Raw genomic sequence first — 18984 nt, 5'->3', positions numbered from 1 at the left:
AAAAAGGCCCCGATCCTTGCCGGAACGGGGCCTCTTCAAAAAGTTCAGGCGTCAGGCGATCAGATCTTGTCGCCGAGCGCGCCCTTGACCGAGCCGGACACATCCTGTGTCGTGCCCTTGGCCTTCTGCGCCTTGCCTTCGGCTTCCAGACGCTCATTGTCGGTTGCCTTGCCGATGGATTCCTTGACCGCACCAGCGGCCTTGTTGCCAGCAGCCTTCAGCTTGTCGGTGGTTTCGCCCATAATAAGCACTCCTTTCGTCGTTAGCTTGAATAACCAAACGAAGCGGGTGCGGCGGAGTTGCAGACGTTGCGGCTCCGTAATCATTAAACTTTGGACAGGTTAGATCAGAGCGCCTTTTCGTAGATCTGGTAAATCTTGTTCACTTTGCTGTCGATGGCGTCGGCGATGGCGTTCATGCCCTGATTGTCGTCGAGCACCCAGCCGATTTCGCCCCGTGTCGATCCGTAATGGGCAACGGCGTTGCGGCGGATATATTCGATCATCATGAAGGCAAGCTGGCTTGCCATGCGCGACGCCTGCAACCGTTGCACCACACCCATCAGCGGCACCCGCATGGTGCGGCATTGCGGCTTGCGCAACCAGGACAGCAGCCTGATCCAGCCGAAGGGAAAGAGCGCGCCGTTCAGCGGCTTGAGCGCTTCGTTAAGGTCGGGGAGCGTCATCATGAAGGCGACTGGTTCGCCGTCCAGTTCCGCGATCATGATGAGATCCTCGAACACTATGGGCTTGAGCTTCTTGCCCGTGTGCGCGACTTCATCGTCGGTGATGGGCACGAAGCCCCAATTGTTGCCCCATGCGTCGTTGAGGATGCCGAGAATGATGGCAGCGTCCTTTTCGAACTGCGATTTGTCGACCTGCCGCACGCGGATGCGAGGATTTTTCTCGCCCGACTGGACGATCCGTTCGATCAGCGGCGGGAACGTCTTCGTAATGTCGAGTTCGTAGGTCTTGAGTTGCTTGACAGGCGCGTAGCCTGCGCCTTCGATCATGCCTTGATAGCGGGGGCTGTTATGGCCCATCATGACCGTGGGCGGATGATCGTGGCCCGCGACCAGCAGCCCCGGCTCTTCCCAGACGGACAGCGACAGCGGGCCGAGCGCGCGGGTCATACCCTGGGCGCGCAACCAGTCCTCAGCCGCGGCGATCAGCGCTTTTGCCGTGACGTCGTCTTCCGCCTCGAACATGCCGAAATTACCGGTGCCCGGCCCCATCCCCTGCTCGACCGGTTGCTGGGTGGCGAGATGGTCGATGTGAGCGGAAATGCGCCCGACCGCCTGCCCGCCGCGCCTGGCGAGGAAATATTGTGCCGTCGCATGGCCGAAAAAGGGATTCTTCCCCGGCGTCAGCAATTCCCGCACTTCGGCCTTGAGCGGCGGGACCCAGCAGGGATCGTTGGCATAGAGCCGCCACGGCAGATCGATGAAGGCCTTCATGTCGGCCTTGCCGGAAACGGGAGTAATCACCAGATCAGTCTGCGCCACGGTTGCCGCCTTTGAAAATCGAAACTGTGGTGCAGTTCACTCTTGTTTGCGCAATGTCAATGCGGGCAGGCGGCAGGCGGGCACCATGGTGAACATGTCATGGTGCTGCCATGATATCAGCGCATTTGGAGGCTAGATCGGCGCGCATGACGAAGCATGATCCCATCCTCGCCGCCGCGCAACGGGCGCGCGCGGCGATCCCCGACGACAGCGCGATGCTGCGTGCCGCAGCCGATCTGGCGCGCGAATTTTCCGTGGCCGACCCGCGTATTTTCTGGAGCGACATGCTGGCGTCCGCGCTGGTCGGATGGGGCGCGATGGCAGGGGCGATCTTGATCGACAATGTGGCGATCGCGATCGGGTGCGCCATCGTGTCGATGCTGGCGCTCTATCGCGCGGCGAGCTTCATCCATGAGCTGACGCATTATCGCAAGGGCGCGCTGCCGGGCTTTCGCGCGGGGTGGAACCTGATCGTCGGGCTGCCGCTGATGATCCCGTCCTTCATGTACGAGGGCGTGCATACGCAGCACCACGCCCGTACGCGCTACGGGACCAGCGAGGATCCGGAATATCTGCCGCTCGCGCTGATGAAGCCGTGGTCGTTGCCGCTGTTCATCCTGGTCGCGGCGCTCGCACCGGTGGGCCTGATCCTGCGCTTTGGCGTGCTGGCGCCACTCAGCCTGCTGATCCCGCCTCTGCGGCGGAAGGTCGTGGCGGAATTTTCGGCGCTGTCGATCAATCCGGCCTACCGCCGCCGCGCGCCGGAGGGCGACTTCGCGCGCATGTGGGCATGGCAGGAGGCCGGCGCATCGCTGGTCGCGCTGGGTCTGATCGGGAGCGTATTTGCCTTCGGATGGAAGCCGCTGCTCGTCTATATGGCTATTCATGCGGCGATGACGGTCGTCAATCAGTTGCGCACGCTCGTTGCCCATCTGTGGGAAAATGAGGGCGAGGCGATGACAGTCACGGCGCAATATCTCGATTCGGTGAACGTGCCGCCGCCCGCCACTCTGCCCGCGCTGTGGGCGCCGGTGGGGCTTCGTTACCATGCGCTGCATCACCTGCTGCCGAGCGTACCCTACCACGCGCTGGGCAAGGCCCATGCGCGGCTGATGGAAACGCTGGAGCCGGGTTCGCCCTACCGCAAGGGCAATTATGCCGGAATGATGCCGCTGGTCGGCAAGATCGCGCGCAGCACGATGAACCGTTGATCCAGCACGTTCAGTTTTTTCGGTTTCGCCTTGAAACGGGATTGCCGCTGCCTATTTAGGCGGAGTTCCGATCCATTCTCCCCCCTCTAGGGATCGGAACGCCCCCTGTGGAAGGCCCCGCGCGACACCCCTTGGTCGCCGGGGTCTTCCTATTTTCGGGTCATTCCTCCGTGCGGAACAGCACGGTTTCGCCCACCAGCAGGAACAGGAAGAACGGCGCCCAGGCGGCAAGGATCGGGGGATAGGCACCCAGGCTGCCCATCGCGAGCGAGAAATTGTCCGCGACGAAATAGGCAAAGCCCAGCGCCATGCCGGTGACGGCGCGCAGGAAAAGCTGCCCGGAACGGGCAAGACCGAAGGCGGCGACCGACCCCAGGATCGGCATCAGCAGCGCGGACAGCGGGCCGGAAATCTTGTGCCAGAGATTGCCTTCCAACTCGGCGGTCGGGCGGCCCGCATCGTGCAGGTCGGAAATCGCCGCGTGCAGTTCGTCGAAGGTCAGTGCGTTGGGATCCACCTTGGCCAGGGTGAACTGGTCGGGGCGGATGTCGCGCCCGAATCGCACCGTGCCCACGTCGCGCATCGTGCCGCGCGCCACGTCGAACTGGCGAGCGTTTTCCAGCACCCAACTGCGGCTTGCCGCATCGTAATGGCCGCGCGGCGCCTGGATGATGGTGGTCAGGCTATTGTTGACGCGATTGTAGATTTCGATCTTGCGCAGTTGCACTTCGGTCCCGCGCCCCGCGACGATCGCCACGTTGACGAGGTTGTTGCCGTCGAGCACCCAGGGGTTCGACTTCACCCCGCTGTCGCGCGGAATGGGCCCGTATTCCACCGCCTGCCACGCGCTGAGCGACGCTGTGGCGCGCACGACGACGCGTTCGTTGAATACGAAGCTGAGGATCGACATGCCGAACGCCGCGACGATCAGCGGGGCGAGGATCTGGTGCGCGGACAGGCCCGCCGCCTTCATCGAGACGATCTCGCTGTTCTGGTTCAGCGTCGCCAGCATGATGAGCGTGCCGAGCAGCACCGAGAAAGGCAGGAATGTGGCGGCGATCTGCGGCGCGCGCAGCGCCGCATAATGCCACAATTCCGCGTCGCCATTGCCGGCATAGGCGAGCACATCGCCCGATTCGCCCAGCAGATCGAGCGTCAGGAGGATCGCCACCAGCATCGCCAGCACGGCGAAGCTGCGGGTGAAGAACAGCTTCACCATGTAAAAGGCGATCTGGCGCGAGGGGAAGAAATCGAGGTTCATGAGGTCAGGCCGCTCCTTCCGCGGCTGGCGGTTCGGCGCCGCTGCGGCGGCGACCCAGGCGCATCAGGCGCACCACCTGCTTGCCGAGTTTGCCGAACGCATATTCGAGCGCGGCGGTCGGTTGCCCGCCGGGTCGGTGGGCAAGCACATGATACATCCACAACACCAGCGCGGAGGCGAGCAGGAACGGCCCCCATAGCGCGACGATCGGATCGATCCGGCCCAGCGCGCCCACGCTTTCGCCATATTGGTTGATCTTGTGATAAGTGACGATGAAGATGATCGACAGGAAAACGCCGAGCGCGGAGGTCGATCGCTTCGGCGGGATCGCGAAGGCGAGCGCGGCGAGCGGCAACAGCAGCATGAACACGACCTCCACCATGCGGAAGTGGAAGTTGGCGCGCACCTCGTCCTTGAGCTTGGGCGGCGTTTCCTGGCTCTTGCCGATCACCATCAGTTCCGGAATCGTCTTTTCCCGGTCGTTGTCGCGGCCCCGGAAACGCTCGATCTGCGGCAGGTCGATGGGCAGGTCGTGGCTGGAGAAGGAGAGGATTCGCGGCGTCTTGTATTTGGGGCCGTCGTTGACCAGCACGCCGTTGCGCAGGCGAAAGATGATGACGTCGGGGTCGTCGGTGGCGAGGAAGGTGCCCTGCTCCGCCGTCACCGCGACCGACTGACCGTTGCGGCTGACCGCGCGTACGAAGATGCCCTGAAGATTGCGCCCCTCTTCCTTGCTGCGTTCGATGCGCAATGTCATCCGCTTGCCCAGCGTCGTGAATTCCCCGACCTTGATCGACGCGCCCAGAGCGCCCGACCGCAGTTCGAAACGGAGCGCCTCATAGGCGTGGCGCGAGAGCGGCTGGACGAAGCCGACGATGCCGAAATTGATGAGCGCGAGCGCGATGGCATACATATAGGGAACGCGCAGCAGGCGACCGTAGGAAAGGCCCACCGCGCGCATCACATCGAGTTCCGATGTGGTCGCGAGCTTACGGAAGGCGAGCAGGATGCCGAGCATCAGGCCGATGGGAATCGCCAGCGACATATATTCGGGCAGCATGCTGGCAAGCATTCGCCACACCACGCTGACCGGTCCGCCCTGCGCGGCGACGAAGTCGAACAGGCTCAGCATCTTGTCGAGCAGGAACAGCATCGCTGCGATCACGAGGGAGCCCAGCATGGGCAGCGCGATCAGCCGGGCGAGGTAGCGGTCGGTGGCGGTCAGCATTCTCTAAGTCGTCGTCCCATCACCATGATTTGGCCGCAAACCGATCCCATATGCCAATGAGTTAAGTCTGCGGGGCCGAACAGGGGTTCGCCGTCCGGTCATATCCGGTCGGCTATAGCTTCCAGGAGTCTGATGGTCATGTTGAAAGTTGCACTGGGTCTGATGTCGGCGGTTGCGGCGTTTTCGTCCGTTCCGGCGATGGCCCATGGGCAGGAAATCCCCAACGATCTCGAACGCTGCGGCCCCAATGCAAAGGGGCCGGCGGTGCTGGTCGACGTGCGCGGCTTTGCCGCTCCCACCGGCAAGGTGCGCGTGCAATCCTATCCCGCCACCAAGGCCGCATGGCTGACGAAGGGCGAATGGCTGACGCGAATCGAAACCGACGTCAGGCCGCGCGACGGCGCGATGCGCTTTTGCGTGCCGGTGCCGCATCAGGGCCGCTATGCCATCGCCGTGCGTCACGACCGCGACGGCAACGGCAAGACCGACATATCCCGCGACGGCGGCGGATTTTCGAACAATCCCAGGCTCTCCATCTTCAACCTCGGCAAGCCGGGCGTTGAGAAGGCGGCATTCGAAGCGGGGGCTGGCGTGACGAAGATCACCATAACCCTGCAATATATGTGAGCGTATAGATGGTCTGCGTCGCGCTCCTGTCCAATCCCAAGTCCACGGGCAACCGGCAGACGCTGCCGCGCGTGCGCAGCTATTGCGCGAACAATCCCGACATCTTCCATTACGAAGTGGAGCATGTCGACCAGATCGGGCGCGCATTCCAGACCATCGCGCGCGTGAACCCCGCCGTCATCGTCATCAACGGCGGCGACGGCACGGTGCAGGCCTCGCTGACCGAGCTGTATCAGGGCGAGCATTTTAAGGGCCGGGCACCGCCGATCGCTGTGCTGCCCAACGGCAAGACCAACCTCATTGCCCTCGACCTCGGCATCCATGGCGATCCGATCAAGGCGCTGGAGCGTATTCTCGACATCGCCAAGTCGGGTGTCGAGGACCATGTCGTCGCGCGCGAACTGATCGCGCTGTCGGACGGCGAGGCCGAGACGCGGCCGGTGCTGGGCATGTTCTTAGGGGGAGCGGGCCTTGCCGACACGATGCTCTATTGCCGCAACCAGATTTATCCGCTGGGCCTGTCGAACGGCCTTAGCCACTTCATCACCGCGCTGGCGGTGGTCTTTTCCCTGCTGTTCGGCGTCCGCGCGCGCTTCCTGCCGCCGTCGAGCAAGCCGGTGCGCATCAGCCTCATCCGCGACGGGCAACTGGCCGGGCGCTTTTCCGTCCTCATCGTCACCACGCTGGAAAAGCTGCTGCTGGGCGTGCAGACGGGCGGCGGCGGGCGCGGGACGATGAAGCTGATGGCGGTGGACCAGAGCGTCGCCGCCCTGATGCGCCTCGTCTGGGGCAGCCTGTTTCGCCGCATCGGCAAAGCGCGGATGGAGGGCATCCATCTGGAACAGGGCGACATGATCCGTATCGAGGGGGACAGGAGCAGCGTCATCCTGGACGGCGAACTGTTCGAAGCGTCGGAGGGCAAGCCCATCGTCCTGCGCTCCACGCAGCCGGTGCCGTTCCTGCGCCTCGCGGCCTGAATCGCCCCTCCCCCGCCGCCATCGCCCCGCTCGACATCGGCCTGCACTTGCGCCACTAGCCGGGCATGTTCGGCCTGATCGCTTCTGTCCTTTTCGTCCTCATCTGGTCGACCGGGTTCATCGTTGCGCGCGCGGTCGCGCCCCATGCCGCGCCGGAAATGGTCCTGGCGCTGCGCCTCGTCCTGACGACAGCCCTGCTGGCGGGCGCGGCGGCGGTGGCGGGGCAGCGCTGGCCGCGCGGGCGGCGACTGGGCCAGCATCTGGCCGCAGGCGCGATGTTGCACGGGCTGTACCTCACCATCGGATGGTGGGCCGTCAGCGCCGGGATGCCGGCGGGGATCATGTCCCTGCTGGGCGCGACCCAACCGCTGATGGTCGCGGTGGCGAGCGTCGCCCTGCTGAACGAACGCCTGCCGGGGCGGGCGTGGGCGGGCCTGGCTATCGCGATCGCCGGGGTCACCTGCGTGCTGTTGCCCGCCATCGAGCGAAGCGGGGCGAGCGGCGTGCCCATCGTTCCCGCCGTCGCGGGGCTGTGCGCGATCGTCGCCATGACCGGCGGCACGTTGATCCAGCGCGGCGCGATAGCGGGCGATCCCATCCTGATGTCTGGCGCGGCGCAAAATCTGGGCGGCGCGATTGTCGCCATCGCCGCGACGCTGATCGCGGGCGAATGGCGGTGGGACAATGATCCGGTTCTGTGGCTGAGCCTTGGCTGGTCGGTGTTCGGCCTGTCCATCGGCGCGCTCAGCCTGCTCGTATGGATGGTGCGGCACCAGGGGCCGACGCGCATGTCGATGCTGCTTCTGCTCGTGCCGCCGCTGGCCGCGGTCGAGGCGTGGGCGCTGTTCGGCGAGCGGCTGGGGCCTGTGCAGATCGTCGGCTTCGCTTTGGCGCTGGGCGGCGTGCTGCTGGGCCGGTCGGGAGGGCGCAAGCCCCAGCCGCTCGAAGCGGCGGAAGGGGCCTGACGCGTCAGCCTTCGCGCAGGCGTTCGTGGTGACGGATCACCTCGTCGATGATGAAGCGCAGGAATTTTTCGGTAAAATCGGGGTCGAGCTTCGCGTCGGCGGCCAGCTGCCGCAAGCGGGCGACCTGCCGTTCCTCGCGGCCCGGATCGGCGGGCGGCAGGTCGTGCGTCGCCTTATGTTCGCCCACGGCCTGGGTAATCTTGAACCGTTCGGCGAGCATGAACACCAGCGCCGCGTCGATATTGTCGATGCTTTCGCGATAGCGCTTGAGTGTATCGTCCATGAAGGAGCCTCCGGTTCCAGATAGCGCGCTTTTTGCCGCTTCCGACGCCGGGCGCAAGCTATTAGGCTTGCCTTTCGCAGGATGCGCCGCCACATGGGCCGGGTCATGACCGCACCCGCCCCCGGCAACGTCCACCCCATCGGCCGCGCGAAAGCGGAACCATCGCTCACCCCGATCATGAGCCTCGTCGCAGATGGCATGAACCAGGTGAACGCGGTGATTCTGGATCGGATGCAGTCGCGCATACCGCTGATCCCCGAACTGGCCGGACACCTGATCGCAGGCGGCGGCAAGCGGTTGCGCCCCATGCTGACACTCGCCTGCGCCGACCTTGTGGGCTATGCGGGGAGCCGCCACTACAAGCTCGCCGCTGCGGTCGAATTCATTCACACTGCAACCCTGCTGCACGACGATGTGGTCGACGGGTCGGGCCTGCGCCGGGGTCGCAAAACCGCCAACATCATCTGGGGCAACAGCGCCAGCGTGCTGGTGGGCGACTTCCTCTTCTCCCGCTCCTTCGAGCTGATGGTCGAGGCAGAGTCGCTCAAGGTGCTCAAAATCCTGTCCGGCGCTTCGGCGATCATCGCGGAAGGCGAGGTCAACCAACTGACCGCCCAGCGCAAGATCGACACGAGCGAGGAGCAGTATCTCGACATCATCGGGGCGAAGACCGCCGCGCTCTTCGCTGCCGCCTGCCGCATTTCCGCCGTCGTCGCCGGACGCAGCGAGGCGGAGGAACAGGCGCTCGACGTCTATGGCCGCAACCTCGGCATCGCGTTCCAGTTGATCGACGACGCCATCGATTACGAATCGGACGGCGCGACGATGGGCAAGGATGCGGGCGACGATTTCCGCGACGGCAAGGTGACGTTGCCGGTGATCCTGGCTTACGCGCGCGGCAACGACGAGGATCGCGCCTTCTGGAAGTCCGCCATTGCGGGACACCGGATCGGCGAGGAAGACCTGGCCCATGCCACGGGCCTGCTGCGCCGTACCGGGGCTATTGCCGATACGCTCGCACGGGCGCGGCATTACGGGCAGCGTGCCATCGATGCGCTCGGCATGTTCGATGCGGGCCGGGCGAAAGCGGCCCTTACCGAAGCGGTCGAATTCGCCATCGCGCGCGCCTATTGAGGAAACGGGCCGCACCGCCCGTTCAGCCTTTCGTCCATTCCGCGCCCGCCAGGGTCTGACGAGCGAGCCGCAACGCCGATGATCCTGTCGCCCGAAACGATTGCCTTCCTGATGACCGCCGCGCTAATGGCGGGGTGCATCGACGCGATGGCGGGCGGCGGCGGGCTCATCACCCTGCCCGCGCTGATGGCGGCAGGCATTCCGCCGGTGCAGGCGGTGGCGACCAACAAGCTGCAAAGCTGCTTCGGTACGTTCGGCGCATGCGTCGCCTATGCGCGCAAGGGGCATATGGACCTTGCCACCTACAAATGGCCGGTGATCGCCGCCTTCGCAGGATCGGTGGGCGGGGCGTGGCTTTTGCAGCGAGTCGACCCGTCGATCCTGGCGGGACTGATGCCCGCGCTGCTGATCCTGATCGCGGGCTATTTCACCTTGTCGCCCAAGTTGGGCGAAGCGGATCGCCATGCACGGGTCGGGATCGGCGCACTTTCGGGGCTGGTCGGGGTCATCGGGTTCTACGACGGTTTCTTCGGCCCGGGCGCGGGCGCTTTCTATACCACCATCTTCCTGGCCCTCGGCGGACTGTCGCTGCTGCGGGCGACCGCCCAGACCAAGGCGGCCAATTTCGCCAGCAACGTCGCCGGGCTGCTGACGATGCTGGCGGGCGGTCACGTCATCTGGGTCGCGGGCCTTGCCATGGCGGTGGGGAGCATTGCGGGCGGGCAGATCGGGTCGCACCTTGCGATGCGGTTCGGATCGCGGCTCATCAAGCCGCTGCTGATCCTCATGTCGCTGGCACTGACCGCCAAGATGCTGATCGATTCCAAAAACCCCATTCACCTCTACCTGTTCGGCTGAGCCCCCTTCTATTCGGGCCGCGACAGGATGGCGACGCGGCGGCGCAGTTCGTCGACGGCAAAGGGCTTGGTCAGCACCTCCATGCCCGGTTCGATATGGCCGTGGTTGAGGACGGCATTTTCGGCATAGCCGGTGATGAAGAGCACACGCAGGTCCGGACGCAGTTCGCGCGCGGCATCCGCGACCTGCCGCCCGTTGAGCCCGCCGGGCAAGCCGACATCGGTCACGAGCAGGTCGATCCGCGTCCGCGATTCGAGGATGCGAAGACCGGCGGGGCCGTCGCCCGCCTCAAGACAATGAAAGCCAAGGTCGCTTAGCGCGTCGCAGACCAGCATCCGCACCGACGGTTCGTCGTCGATGACGAGCACGGTCTGGTCCGATTCCGCCGCAAGCGCGCTTTCGACATAGACGGGCACATCCTCCTCCTCATCGCCGCGATGGCGCGGAAGATAGATGCATACCATCGTGCCGTGCCCAACTTCGGAATAGATGCGGACATGGCCGTTGCTCTGCCTCGCAAAACCATAGACCATCGAGAGGCCTAGGCCCGTACCCTGCCCGATGGGCTTGGTGGTGAAGAAGGGGTCGAACACTCTTTCCAGCGTCGCCTTGTCGATGCCGGTGCCGGTGTCGCTGGTGCAGACCGTGACATATTGTCCCGCCGTCAGCCCATGTTCGCGCGCAGTCCGATCGTCGAGCCAGCGATTGGCGGTTTCGATGGTGATCTTGCCACCGCCCGGCATCGCATCGCGTGCATTGATGCACAGGTTCAGCAGCGCGTTTTCAAGCTGGTTGGCGTCCACCAGCGCGGGCCACAGGCCGCTGGCGGCGATGGTCTGCACTTCGATCTGCGGTCCCACGGTGCGGCACACCAGTTCGGACAGCTCGCCCAGCAACCGGTTGATGACGATGGGCTTGGGCGAGAGCGTCTGGCGGCGGGAAAACGCAAGCAGGCGGTGGGTGAGCGCTGCGGCCCGACGGGTCGCCCCCTGCCCCGCCGACAGATAGCGTTCGACATCCTCCACCCGCCCCTGCGCCAGGCGGACGCCGATCATTTCGAACGCGCCGGAAATACCGGCGAGGAGATTGTTGAAATCGTGGGCGAGGCCGCCGGTCAACTGCCCCACCGCCTCCATCTTCTGCGCCTGTCGCAGCGCGCTTTCGACCTCCTCGCGTTCGGCGAGCGCAGCGGCGACGCGCGCTTCGAGCGTCTGGTGCAGTTCCTGCTGCGCGCGCTGTGCGCCCACCCGGTCGGTGATGTCCTTGAACAAGACCGCGACTTGCCGGTTTTCGAACGGGCCGACGCGAAAACTATGCACTTCGAGATGATGCCCGGTCGCGACGAGTTCCCGCTCGAAACGGATCGGCTTTCCGGTGTGCAGCACCGACCCATAAAGTTCGACCCAGCCATCGGCTTCGTCCGGCACCATTTCGCGCAACTTGCGCCCCACGACATCGGAGATGCCGGCATGGCGTTCATAGGCGGCGTTGGCTTCGACATGGATATAGTCGCTGAGCGGTCCGTGCGGGCCATCGAAGAATTCGATGATGCAAAAGCCGTCGTCCATGGTTTCGAACAGGGTGCGGTATCGTTCCGCATCCCCCGGCAGGATCGCCATTCTCGTCGTGCCCCTTGCTGCGTTGCCGGCTGCCCGCACGCTTGATGCAGGTTATTATGGGCGCGCAACGTTCGAGATGCCAACTGTTTCCATCCGCAGCGCGTCGCCCCCCTTGCCCGAAAGGGCATTTGGCGCAAGAGGGCGGCCATGACCGACCTGCCGATCCATGCGGTGCTGCCCGACTTGCTTGCCGCCCTGCGCGAGGGGAGCAATGCGGTGCTGGTCGCTCCGCCGGGCGCGGGGAAGACGACGGCGGTGGCGCCTGCGTTGCTGGACGAACCATGGTGCACGGGGCAGGTACTGCTTTTGTCGCCACGGCGGCTGGCCGCGCGAGCGGCAGCGGAGCGGATCGCCGAACTGATAGGCGAACAGCCCGGCGGAACCGTGGGCTATGCCACGCGGATGGACAGCAGGGTGAGCGCCCGCACGCGCCTCCTCGTCCTGACCGAAGGTATTTTCGTGCGGCGGATCCAGGACGACCCGGAATTGACCGGCGTGTCCGCCGTGCTTTTCGACGAGGTGCATGAACGCAGCCTCGACAGCGACTTCGGCCTCGCTCTGGCGCTCGACGCGCAGGAGGCGTTGAGGCCGGACCTGCGGATCGTGCCGATGTCGGCGACGCTCGACGGCGCGCGCTTCGCCTCGCTGCTGGGCGGCGCGCCGGTGATCGAAAGCGAGGGACGCATCCAGCCGCTGGAACTGCGTTCCATCGGGCGCGCGACGGAAAAACGGATCGAGGACGAGATGGCAGCCGCGATCCGGCGCGCGCTCAGCGAAGAGGCGGAAGGCGACGTGCTCGCCTTCCTGCCCGGCGTGGCGGAGATCGAGCGGACGGCAGAACGGATCGAGGGCGCGGCGGAGGTGCACCGGCTGCACGGCTCGCTCGACCCGGCGGCGCAGCGCGCGGCGATTCGCCCGTCGCGCGAAGGGCGGCGCAAGGTGATCCTGGCAACCGCGATCGCCGAAACCAGCCTGACCATCGAGGGCGTGCGGATCGTGGTGGATTCAGGGCTGGCGCGCAGGCCTAGATACGACCGGGCGGCGGGCGTCACCCGGCTGGTGACGGAGCGGGCGAGCCAAGCGGCGGCGACGCAGCGCGCCGGACGCGCGGCGCGGCAGCGACCCGGGGTCGCATACAGGCTGTGGGAAGCGGCGGCGACGGCAGGGATGCCCCCCTTCGACCCGCCCGAAATCCTGGAAAGCGACCTTTCCAGCCTGCTGCTCGACTGCGCGCTCTGGGGCGTCGGCGATCCGGCCAGCCTGCGCTGGCTCGATCCACCGCCCGCCGCCGCGGTCGAGGAAGCGCGGCGGCGGCTCCGCCTGCTCGACGCGCTGGACGAGGACGGACGGATTACCCCGCATGGCAAGGCGCTGGCGAAGCTGCCCTTGTCCCCGCGCCTGTCCCACATGCTGGTGCGCGCAGGCGCGATGGGACTGGCGGAAGTGGCGGCAGAGGTCGCGGTGCTGCTGGGCGAGCGCGGCGTGGGCGGGCAGGACATCGACCTTGGCCTGCGGCGGCAGCGTTGGCGGCGGGAGAGCGGCAAGCGGGCGGACGCGGCGCGCGGCCTTGCCAAGCGTTGGGCGACGCTCACCCCCCGCGTCCCCGCCGCAGCCTTCGCCGAGCATCAGGTCGCTCTTTGCCTCGCGCTCGCCTTTCCCGACCGGGTGGCGAAGCGGCGGTCGGCGGACGGCGCAGACTGGGCGAGCGTGGGCGGGCGCGGATTTCGGCTCGATCCGCTGTCCCCGCTCGCGCGCGAAGAGTGGCTCGCGGTGGGCGAGGTGCAGGGCAGCGCGGCGGGCGCGCGCATCCTGTCGGCAGCGGCCATCGGCGAGGCGGACGTGATCGCCCTTTTCGGCGATCGGATCGCAGAGCATCGGACAGTGCGCTTTCGCCCCGCCAACGGTGGGGTCGAGGCGCTGCGCGAACGGCGGCTGGGCGCGGTGCGGTTGTCGAGCGGGTCGGATGACCGGCCCGACCCCGATGCGGTCGTCGCCGCGCTGACGGACGGCGTGCGAGCGGGCGGCCTTTCGCTGCTGCCCTGGTCGGACGCGGCGCTTTCGCTCCGGATGCGGGCGGGTTTCGCAGGGTTGGAAACGCTATCCGACGACGCGCTGATGGCGACGCTCGACGACTGGTTGCCGCCGCTGCTCCTGGGCAGGCGGCGGCTGGGCGACTTGGATCGTTCGGCCTTGTCGGGCGTGCTTGAAGGGCTGATCGGGTGGGAGGGCAAGAGCCAGCTCGACCGCCTCGCCCCGCCCGACTTCCGGTCGCCCGCAGGAAGCCACCATGCCATCGACTATGCCGCCGAGGGCGGGCCGCGCGTGGAGTTGCGGGTGCAGGCGCTGTTCGGCCTGTCGGTGCATCCGACCGTCGGGAGCCAGCACATTCCGTTAGTGCTGTCCCTGACATCCCCTGCCGGGCGGCCGATCCAGACGACGCGCGACCTGCCGGGCTTCTGGGCGGGCAACTGGCGCGATGTCGCCAAGGAAATGCGGGGTCGTTACCCCCGCCACCCCTGGCCCGACGATCCTGCATCGGCCAGTGCCACGTTGCGTACCAAACGCGCCGATGCGCGGGGCAAGCCTTGACTTGAACGCGCGCGCTGGTGCAACGCAGCAGGACGATTTTACCGGAGTCCTTCGCGATGAGCGCGCGCATCTATCAGATCCAGAAAAACGCCATGCAGTCGGGCAAGGCGCTGACCCACAAATGGGTGCTGGATTTCGAGCAAAGCGAGGCGAAAAAGGCCGACCCGCTGACCGGCTGGGCCGGGTCGGGCGACACGCAGAGCCAGGTGAAGCTGACCTTCCCTTCCCAGGATGCAGCGGTCGCTTATGCCCAAAAGCACGGCCTTGCCTACACCGTGATTCCCACCCCGCCCAAGACGCTCAAAATCCAGGCCTACGCCGACAATTTCCGGTAAGCCGGACGGCCGCCATCACATATTCGGGCGCGTTGCTGCCCGATTGACGCCTTATTCCCTTGCCAAAGAGCGGGATGAGGCGGCAAAAGCCGCGCTTTGACGGAAAGACCTTGAGATAATGACGGATCGCAGCGCAATTTTCGACAGCGTCGCCGCGCAGATCGAACCCTTCAACAAGAAGAGCATCGACCTGACCGAAAGCACCAGCTTTGCAGGCGACCTCGAATGGGACAGCCTGACCGTGATGGACTTCGTCGCGGCGATCGAGGACGAATTCGACATCATCATCACAATGAACATGCAGGCCGAGATCGAAACCGTGGGCCAGCTGGTCGACGCGGTCGCGAAGCTCAAGGCCGCCTGAGCGGCAAGCCCCTGTATTCCCGGACGGACCCGACATCATGACCGAAGCAGCCGCCACCGCCCATGACGCGCGCACCCCCGCCGAAATCCCGGCGGCGCGCGATCTTTTTTCCAAGTTCGACAGCCTGATCGCCGAGCGCGAGGCGCTGTTGGCGACCGGCGTGCGCGACCCCTTCGCCATTGTGATGGACAAGGTGCTTTCACCGACGCAGGCGGTCATCAAGGGCAAGGACACGATCCTGCTCGGCACCTATAACTATATGGGCATGACCTTCGACCCGGACGTGGTGGCGGCGGGCAAGAAGGCACTGGACGAATTCGGCGCGGGCACGACCGGCAGCCGCGTGCTCAACGGCACCTATCAGGGCCATCGCGAAGTCGAGGACGCGCTTCGCGAATTTTACGGCACCGCCTCGGCGATGGTGTTTTCCACCGGATATCAGGCGAATTTGGGCATCATTTCGACGCTGGCGGGCAAGGGCGACTATGTCGTGCTCGATGCCGACAGCCACGCGTCCATCTATGACGGCTGCTTCCTGGGCGATGCGGAGATCGTGCGCTTCCGCCACAATAGCGTCGAGGATCTGGACAAGCGCCTCGGGCGCCTGCCTGCCGACGCGCTGAAGCTCGTCGTGCTGGAAGGCGTCTATTCGATGCTGGGCGATGTCGCTCCCCTGCCCGAGATGGTGGCGGCAGTGCGCAAGCATGACAATTGCATGATCCTGGTGGACGAAGCCCATGGGATGGGCTTTTTCGGCGAGCACGGCCGGGGCGTTTACGAAGAGCAGGGCGTCGAGAAGGACGTGGACTTCGTCGTAGGCACCTTTTCCAAATCGGTAGGAACGGTCGGCGGCTTTTGCGTGTCGAACCATCCGAAGTTCGAAGTGATGCGCCTCGTCTGCCGCCCCTATGTCTTTACCGCATCGCTGCCGCCCAGCGTCGTCGCGACCGCCGCGACCAGCATCCGCAAGCTGATGCACGCAGGCGAAAAGCGCGCACATCTGTGGAAGAACAGCCAGCGGCTGCACAAAGGGCTTACCGACCTTGGCTTCACGCTGGGAACCAAGACGCCGCAGTCGGCGATCATCGCGGTGATCCTGAACGATCAGGCACAAGCGGTGGCGATGTGGCAGGCGCTGCTGGAACTGGGCCTTTACGTTAACATGGCCCGCCCGCCCGCGACCCCTGCCGGCACCTTCCTGCTGCGCTGTTCGCTATGTGCCGAACATAGCGACGATCAGGTCGGGCAGATCGTCGGCATGTTCGAAGCCGCAGGCAGGGCGACCGGCGCCATCGGCTGACCGGTCAGGCCGCAAAATAGGTCAAGTCCGTAGCGGTGAAGCGCTCGGAACATCATATGGACTGTTTCGCCTTGCCACAGGTTAGGGTAAGGATTGGTCCGTAATGGCCGAAGCCGACACTCAGATGGAGCATGGGGGAAGCTTTCGCGCGTTGGTGCGGCGCCTTCTCCCATTTCTCCTCGTGGTCCTGCTGGTAGGATCGCTGGGCGCACTGCTCTACACCGCGAGCAATGCGTCGAACGACCATCAGCGCGCGCTCGCCGAACAACAGCGCAGTTTCGAAGCGATCACGCTCGCCCGCCGGTTCGAGGCGCAGGTGGCGCGATCCGAAGTGACCCTGGCACGCTACGTCATCAGCCTCGATCCCGACACCGGGCGGCTGTTCCAGGATCAGTGGCGCGCCGCCGCCAGCCAGTTGAAGGCGCTGGCCTTCGCCACCCGCAAATCCGCCTGGCAAAGAGGCAATGTCGAAGCGCTGGGCTATGCCTTCGCACAGCGGGGCCGCACGCTGAACGCGATCGGGCTGCGCACCACTTACGACCAGAAGATGGCCGCGCTCGCAAGCTTCCACCAGGCGGGCAAGAGCCAGGATCTTAAACGCATCACCGCTTTGCTCAACATCGTCATCGAAGCGGAAAATGCGCGGCTGCGCGAACGCAGCCTGGCGGTCACTCTGGCGGGCGACCGGACCGAATGGGTTGGCAAGACTTCGCGCCTGCTGGGTCTGGCGCTGCTGGTGTGCGTGCTCTTCACCGCATGGTTCGCCCATGCCGCTTATGACGACCGGCGCAGGGCGCGGCGGCAGGCCGAGCAGGAAACCGAACGCGCCGACCGGCTGGAAGCGGCGGTGCGCGCCCGGACCGCCGAACTTTCCGACGCATATGAGCAGTTGAAACGCGAGTCGGCGGAGCGCGCGGCGGCGGAGGACAATCTGCGGCAGATGCAGAAGATGGACGCCGTGGGCCAGCTGACCGGCGGTATCGCGCATGATTTCAACAATATGCTGGCGGTGGTCGTCGGCGGGCTGGAACTGGCCAAGCGCAACCTTCGACTGAAGCCCCTCGAAGCGGCGCGGCATCTGGACAATGCGCTCGACGGAGCCAATCGCGCGTCGGCGCTGACGCGGCGGCTGCTCGCCTTTGCGCGGTCGGAGCCGCTGCTGCCCACCGCGATCGACCCCGATGCCCTGCTGTCGGGCATGGCCGACCTCATCGACCGCACGATCGGCGACCAGATCATCGTCACGCTGACCGGCCAGGCCAGCGGATGGCGCATCTTCGTCGACCAGCATCAGATGGAGAACGCGATCCTCAACCTGTGCGTCAATGCCCGCGATGCCATGGAAGGACGCGGGCATCTGGCGCTATCCACCGCGCAGGTGCAGCTGAAAGCCGGGGAAGTCGGCGATTGCGCGGCGGGCGATTATGTCGAACTCAGCGTCACAGACGATGGCTGCGGCATGAGTGCGGACGTGCTGGCGCGGGTGTTCGAGCCCTTCTTTACCACCAAGCCGGTCGGCAAGGGCACCGGCCTAGGCCTTAGTCAGATTTTCGGGCTGGTGCGCCAGTGCGAAGGCGAAATCCGCATCGAATCGCAGGTCGGCGAAGGCAGTTGCGTGCGCATCTACCTGCCCCGATGCCTCAGCGAACCGGAATGCGATACCGACGCGGCGATGCAGGGCGGGGGCCCGGTGGAGCAGCCGCCCACGCGCATCCTGGTGGTGGAGGACGACGCCCGCGTGCTCAACCAGACGATGGCGGCGCTGCGCGAACTGGGGCACCTTCCCCTTGCCTGCGATCATCCGTCCAAGGCGGCGCGGCTGCTGTCGAACAATGCCGACATCGGCCTTATAATCAGCGACGTGTTGATGCCCGACATGACCGGCCCGGAAATGGTCAAGGCGCTGCCACCGCATTTCCGCCATCTGCCGGTGCTGTTCGTGACCGGCTATGCCGGGGACGTGAGCCAGGGCGCGGATTTCGAGGGGCATATGGTTTTGCGCAAGCCCTATACGCTCGCCGCGCTCGGGCAGGCGCTCTCGACCGCGCTCAGCGGATCGCCCCACCCCGAAACAGCCGCGGCAGCAGAGTGAGCGCGCCCAGCAACGGCCAGCGGCGCTGCCATGGGCGGATCGCGATCTGCGTCCCGGCGTGCCGATTGATCTTCCACGCGAGATAGTCGATCCCGCCCGCATAGGTGAAGCTGGCCTTCGCCAGCCGGACGACGGAAAGCCATTTGCCCCGGCGCTGAAGCCGTTGCCAGCGCGCGGCGGCGTCCACCGGCGACGGCGGCAGCCCATCGGCCAGCGCGGCCTCCCCAAAGCGGCGGTAACGCGCGGGATCGGCATCCACGATGGAGAGCGACCGTCCCGCCTTTTCGGCGCGCAGTTCCGCATTGTAGGTCTGCGCGAAACCTGCCTTCCAAAGCTGCATCACGTCGCCCTCCCCCCTCGCCAGCGGGCGGGCGAGCGACAGCAGCGTCGGCGCGGCCTGCGCAACGGCGGCGACCGCGCGATGCCTTGCCAGGTCATCGGAAGCCCACAGCAGCCGCGATGGCTGAGCAAAGCGCGCCCAGACGGAGACATTGTCCGCCGCCGGGCTGTTCAATCGCGCGAAGTCGGCTTCCGACAGGACTGCATATTTGGCGATCAAACCCCGATGTTCGAACGGGAAGACGTTGGGCGGGATCAGGCGATTGGCGCGCGCCAGCCACCCCTTGCCATAGGCGGC

General features: G+C 65.7%; 18 protein-coding genes. 11 read left to right on the top strand and 7 right to left on the bottom strand.

The features are described 5' to 3' along the window. Nucleotides 1–59: 59 nt before the first annotated feature. Nucleotides 60–242, bottom strand: a complete 183-nt coding sequence (locus DI606_RS13295; RefSeq protein WP_293983812.1) for a CsbD family protein — start codon at nucleotides 240–242, stop codon at nucleotides 60–62. A gap of 104 nt (nucleotides 243–346) precedes the next feature. Further along, nucleotides 347–1504 carry an N-acetyltransferase gene (locus DI606_RS13290; RefSeq protein WP_293983810.1) on the bottom strand — a complete coding sequence of 386 codons (1158 nt, stop codon included), beginning with the start codon at nucleotides 1502–1504 and terminating at the stop codon, nucleotides 347–349. Nucleotides 1505–1650: 146 nt separating this feature from the next. On the opposite strand from DI606_RS13290, the gene DI606_RS13285 reads away from it, so the two are divergent. Next, entirely contained in the window at nucleotides 1651–2715 is a 1065-nt protein-coding gene (locus tag DI606_RS13285; protein WP_293983807.1) for a fatty acid desaturase, read from the top strand. Between the two features lie 160 nt (nucleotides 2716–2875). On the opposite strand, the gene lptG is transcribed toward DI606_RS13285, so the two are convergent. Together lptG and lptF are read right to left on the bottom strand one after the other, a co-directional pair. Further along, a complete protein-coding gene (gene lptG / locus DI606_RS13280; RefSeq protein WP_293983804.1) occupies nucleotides 2876–3976 on the bottom strand; it encodes an LPS export ABC transporter permease LptG in 1101 nt (366 codons plus the stop codon). Between the two features lie 4 nt (nucleotides 3977–3980). Continuing rightward, entirely contained in the window at nucleotides 3981–5204 is a 1224-nt protein-coding gene (lptF, locus tag DI606_RS13275; protein ID WP_293983802.1) for an LPS export ABC transporter permease LptF, read from the bottom strand. 132 nt (nucleotides 5205–5336) lie between these two features. Here lptF and DI606_RS13270 point away from each other — a divergent pair, with 132 nt between their 5' ends. The 3 genes from DI606_RS13270 to DI606_RS13260 all read left to right on the top strand — a co-directional run bounded on the left by DI606_RS13270 (nucleotide 5337) and on the right by DI606_RS13260 (nucleotide 7773). Continuing rightward, nucleotides 5337–5831 carry a DUF2141 domain-containing protein gene (locus DI606_RS13270; protein WP_293983800.1) on the top strand — a complete coding sequence of 165 codons (495 nt, stop codon included), beginning with the start codon at nucleotides 5337–5339 and terminating at the stop codon, nucleotides 5829–5831. Nucleotides 5832–5839: 8 nt separating this feature from the next. Beyond that, nucleotides 5840–6808, top strand: a complete 969-nt coding sequence (locus DI606_RS13265) for a diacylglycerol kinase family protein (RefSeq protein WP_293983798.1) — start codon at nucleotides 5840–5842, stop codon at nucleotides 6806–6808. Between the two features lie 65 nt (nucleotides 6809–6873). Further along, a complete protein-coding gene (locus tag DI606_RS13260) occupies nucleotides 6874–7773 on the top strand; it encodes a DMT family transporter (protein WP_293983795.1) in 900 nt (299 codons plus the stop codon). A 4-nt stretch (nucleotides 7774–7777) separates the two neighbouring features. Here the strand turns inward: DI606_RS13260 and DI606_RS13255 are convergent, their stop codons facing one another. Then, nucleotides 7778–8056, bottom strand: coding sequence for a chorismate mutase (locus DI606_RS13255; protein WP_293983792.1), 279 nt, complete (start codon nucleotides 8054–8056; stop codon nucleotides 7778–7780). Nucleotides 8057–8161: 105 nt separating this feature from the next. On the opposite strand from DI606_RS13255, the gene DI606_RS13250 reads away from it, so the two are divergent. Together DI606_RS13250 and DI606_RS13245 are read left to right on the top strand one after the other, a co-directional pair. Beyond that, nucleotides 8162–9190, top strand: coding sequence for a polyprenyl synthetase family protein (locus tag DI606_RS13250; protein ID WP_293983789.1), 1029 nt, complete (start codon nucleotides 8162–8164; stop codon nucleotides 9188–9190). Nucleotides 9191–9268: 78 nt separating this feature from the next. Then, a complete protein-coding gene (locus tag DI606_RS13245) occupies nucleotides 9269–10048 on the top strand; it encodes a TSUP family transporter (protein WP_293983786.1) in 780 nt (259 codons plus the stop codon). A gap of 8 nt (nucleotides 10049–10056) precedes the next feature. Here the strand turns inward: DI606_RS13245 and DI606_RS13240 are convergent, their stop codons facing one another. After that, a complete protein-coding gene (locus DI606_RS13240) occupies nucleotides 10057–11667 on the bottom strand; it encodes an ATP-binding protein (protein WP_367119477.1) in 1611 nt (536 codons plus the stop codon). Nucleotides 11668–11814: 147 nt separating this feature from the next. Between DI606_RS13240 and hrpB the strand changes: the two genes are divergently transcribed. The 5 genes from hrpB (at nucleotide 11815) to DI606_RS13215 (ending at nucleotide 18347) form a co-directional block, all read left to right on the top strand. Then, entirely contained in the window at nucleotides 11815–14256 is a 2442-nt protein-coding gene (gene hrpB, locus DI606_RS13235; protein WP_293983784.1) for an ATP-dependent helicase HrpB, read from the top strand. Nucleotides 14257–14312: 56 nt separating this feature from the next. Next, nucleotides 14313–14591 carry an ETC complex I subunit gene (locus tag DI606_RS13230; RefSeq protein WP_293983781.1) on the top strand — a complete coding sequence of 93 codons (279 nt, stop codon included), beginning with the start codon at nucleotides 14313–14315 and terminating at the stop codon, nucleotides 14589–14591. A 118-nt stretch (nucleotides 14592–14709) separates the two neighbouring features. Continuing rightward, nucleotides 14710–14955, top strand: coding sequence for an acyl carrier protein (locus DI606_RS13225; protein WP_293983778.1), 246 nt, complete (start codon nucleotides 14710–14712; stop codon nucleotides 14953–14955). A gap of 37 nt (nucleotides 14956–14992) precedes the next feature. Next, nucleotides 14993–16255, top strand: coding sequence for an aminotransferase class I/II-fold pyridoxal phosphate-dependent enzyme (locus tag DI606_RS13220; protein ID WP_293983775.1), 1263 nt, complete (start codon nucleotides 14993–14995; stop codon nucleotides 16253–16255). Nucleotides 16256–16358: 103 nt separating this feature from the next. After that, complete coding sequence (locus DI606_RS13215) at nucleotides 16359–18347, top strand: ATP-binding protein (protein ID WP_293983772.1); 1989 nt, start codon at nucleotides 16359–16361, stop codon at nucleotides 18345–18347. Here the strand turns inward: DI606_RS13215 and DI606_RS13210 are convergent. Next, on the bottom strand, nucleotides 18304–18984 hold a 681-nt coding region (locus tag DI606_RS13210; protein WP_293983769.1), incomplete at its 5' end, for a hypothetical protein. The genes DI606_RS13215 and DI606_RS13210 overlap by 44 nt on opposite strands.

Source organism: Sphingobium sp., from assembly GCF_003248505.1.
GTDB lineage: Bacteria > Pseudomonadota > Alphaproteobacteria > Sphingomonadales > Sphingomonadaceae > Sphingobium.
The sequence above is the reverse complement of the archived record's forward strand: the minus strand, read 5'-3'. Positions and strand labels throughout refer to the sequence as shown.

Bases quoted from the DNA above. Each gene is read 5' to 3' on its own strand.
- DI606_RS13295 (WP_293983812.1), bottom strand. From the start codon at position 242: ATGGGCGAAACCACCGACAAGCTGAAGGCTGCTGGCAACAAGGCCGCT.
- DI606_RS13285 (WP_293983807.1), top strand. From the start codon at position 1,651: ATGACGAAGCATGATCCCATCCTCGCCGCCGCGCAACGGGCGCGCGCG.
- lptG (WP_293983804.1), bottom strand. From the start codon at position 3,976: ATGAACCTCGATTTCTTCCCCTCGCGCCAGATCGCCTTTTACATGGTG.
- lptF (WP_293983802.1), bottom strand. From the start codon at position 5,204: ATGCTGACCGCCACCGACCGCTACCTCGCCCGGCTGATCGCGCTGCCC.
- DI606_RS13270 (WP_293983800.1), top strand. From the start codon at position 5,337: ATGGTCATGTTGAAAGTTGCACTGGGTCTGATGTCGGCGGTTGCGGCG.
- DI606_RS13265 (WP_293983798.1), top strand. From the start codon at position 5,840: ATGGTCTGCGTCGCGCTCCTGTCCAATCCCAAGTCCACGGGCAACCGG.
- DI606_RS13260 (WP_293983795.1), top strand. From the start codon at position 6,874: ATGTTCGGCCTGATCGCTTCTGTCCTTTTCGTCCTCATCTGGTCGACC.
- DI606_RS13255 (WP_293983792.1), bottom strand. From the start codon at position 8,056: ATGGACGATACACTCAAGCGCTATCGCGAAAGCATCGACAATATCGAC.
- DI606_RS13250 (WP_293983789.1), top strand. From the start codon at position 8,162: ATGACCGCACCCGCCCCCGGCAACGTCCACCCCATCGGCCGCGCGAAA.
- DI606_RS13245 (WP_293983786.1), top strand. From the start codon at position 9,269: ATGATCCTGTCGCCCGAAACGATTGCCTTCCTGATGACCGCCGCGCTA.
- DI606_RS13240 (WP_367119477.1), bottom strand. From the start codon at position 11,667: ATGGCGATCCTGCCGGGGGATGCGGAACGATACCGCACCCTGTTCGAA.
- hrpB (WP_293983784.1), top strand. From the start codon at position 11,815: ATGACCGACCTGCCGATCCATGCGGTGCTGCCCGACTTGCTTGCCGCC.
- DI606_RS13230 (WP_293983781.1), top strand. From the start codon at position 14,313: ATGAGCGCGCGCATCTATCAGATCCAGAAAAACGCCATGCAGTCGGGC.
- DI606_RS13225 (WP_293983778.1), top strand. From the start codon at position 14,710: ATGACGGATCGCAGCGCAATTTTCGACAGCGTCGCCGCGCAGATCGAA.
- DI606_RS13220 (WP_293983775.1), top strand. From the start codon at position 14,993: ATGACCGAAGCAGCCGCCACCGCCCATGACGCGCGCACCCCCGCCGAA.
- DI606_RS13215 (WP_293983772.1), top strand. From the start codon at position 16,359: ATGGCCGAAGCCGACACTCAGATGGAGCATGGGGGAAGCTTTCGCGCG.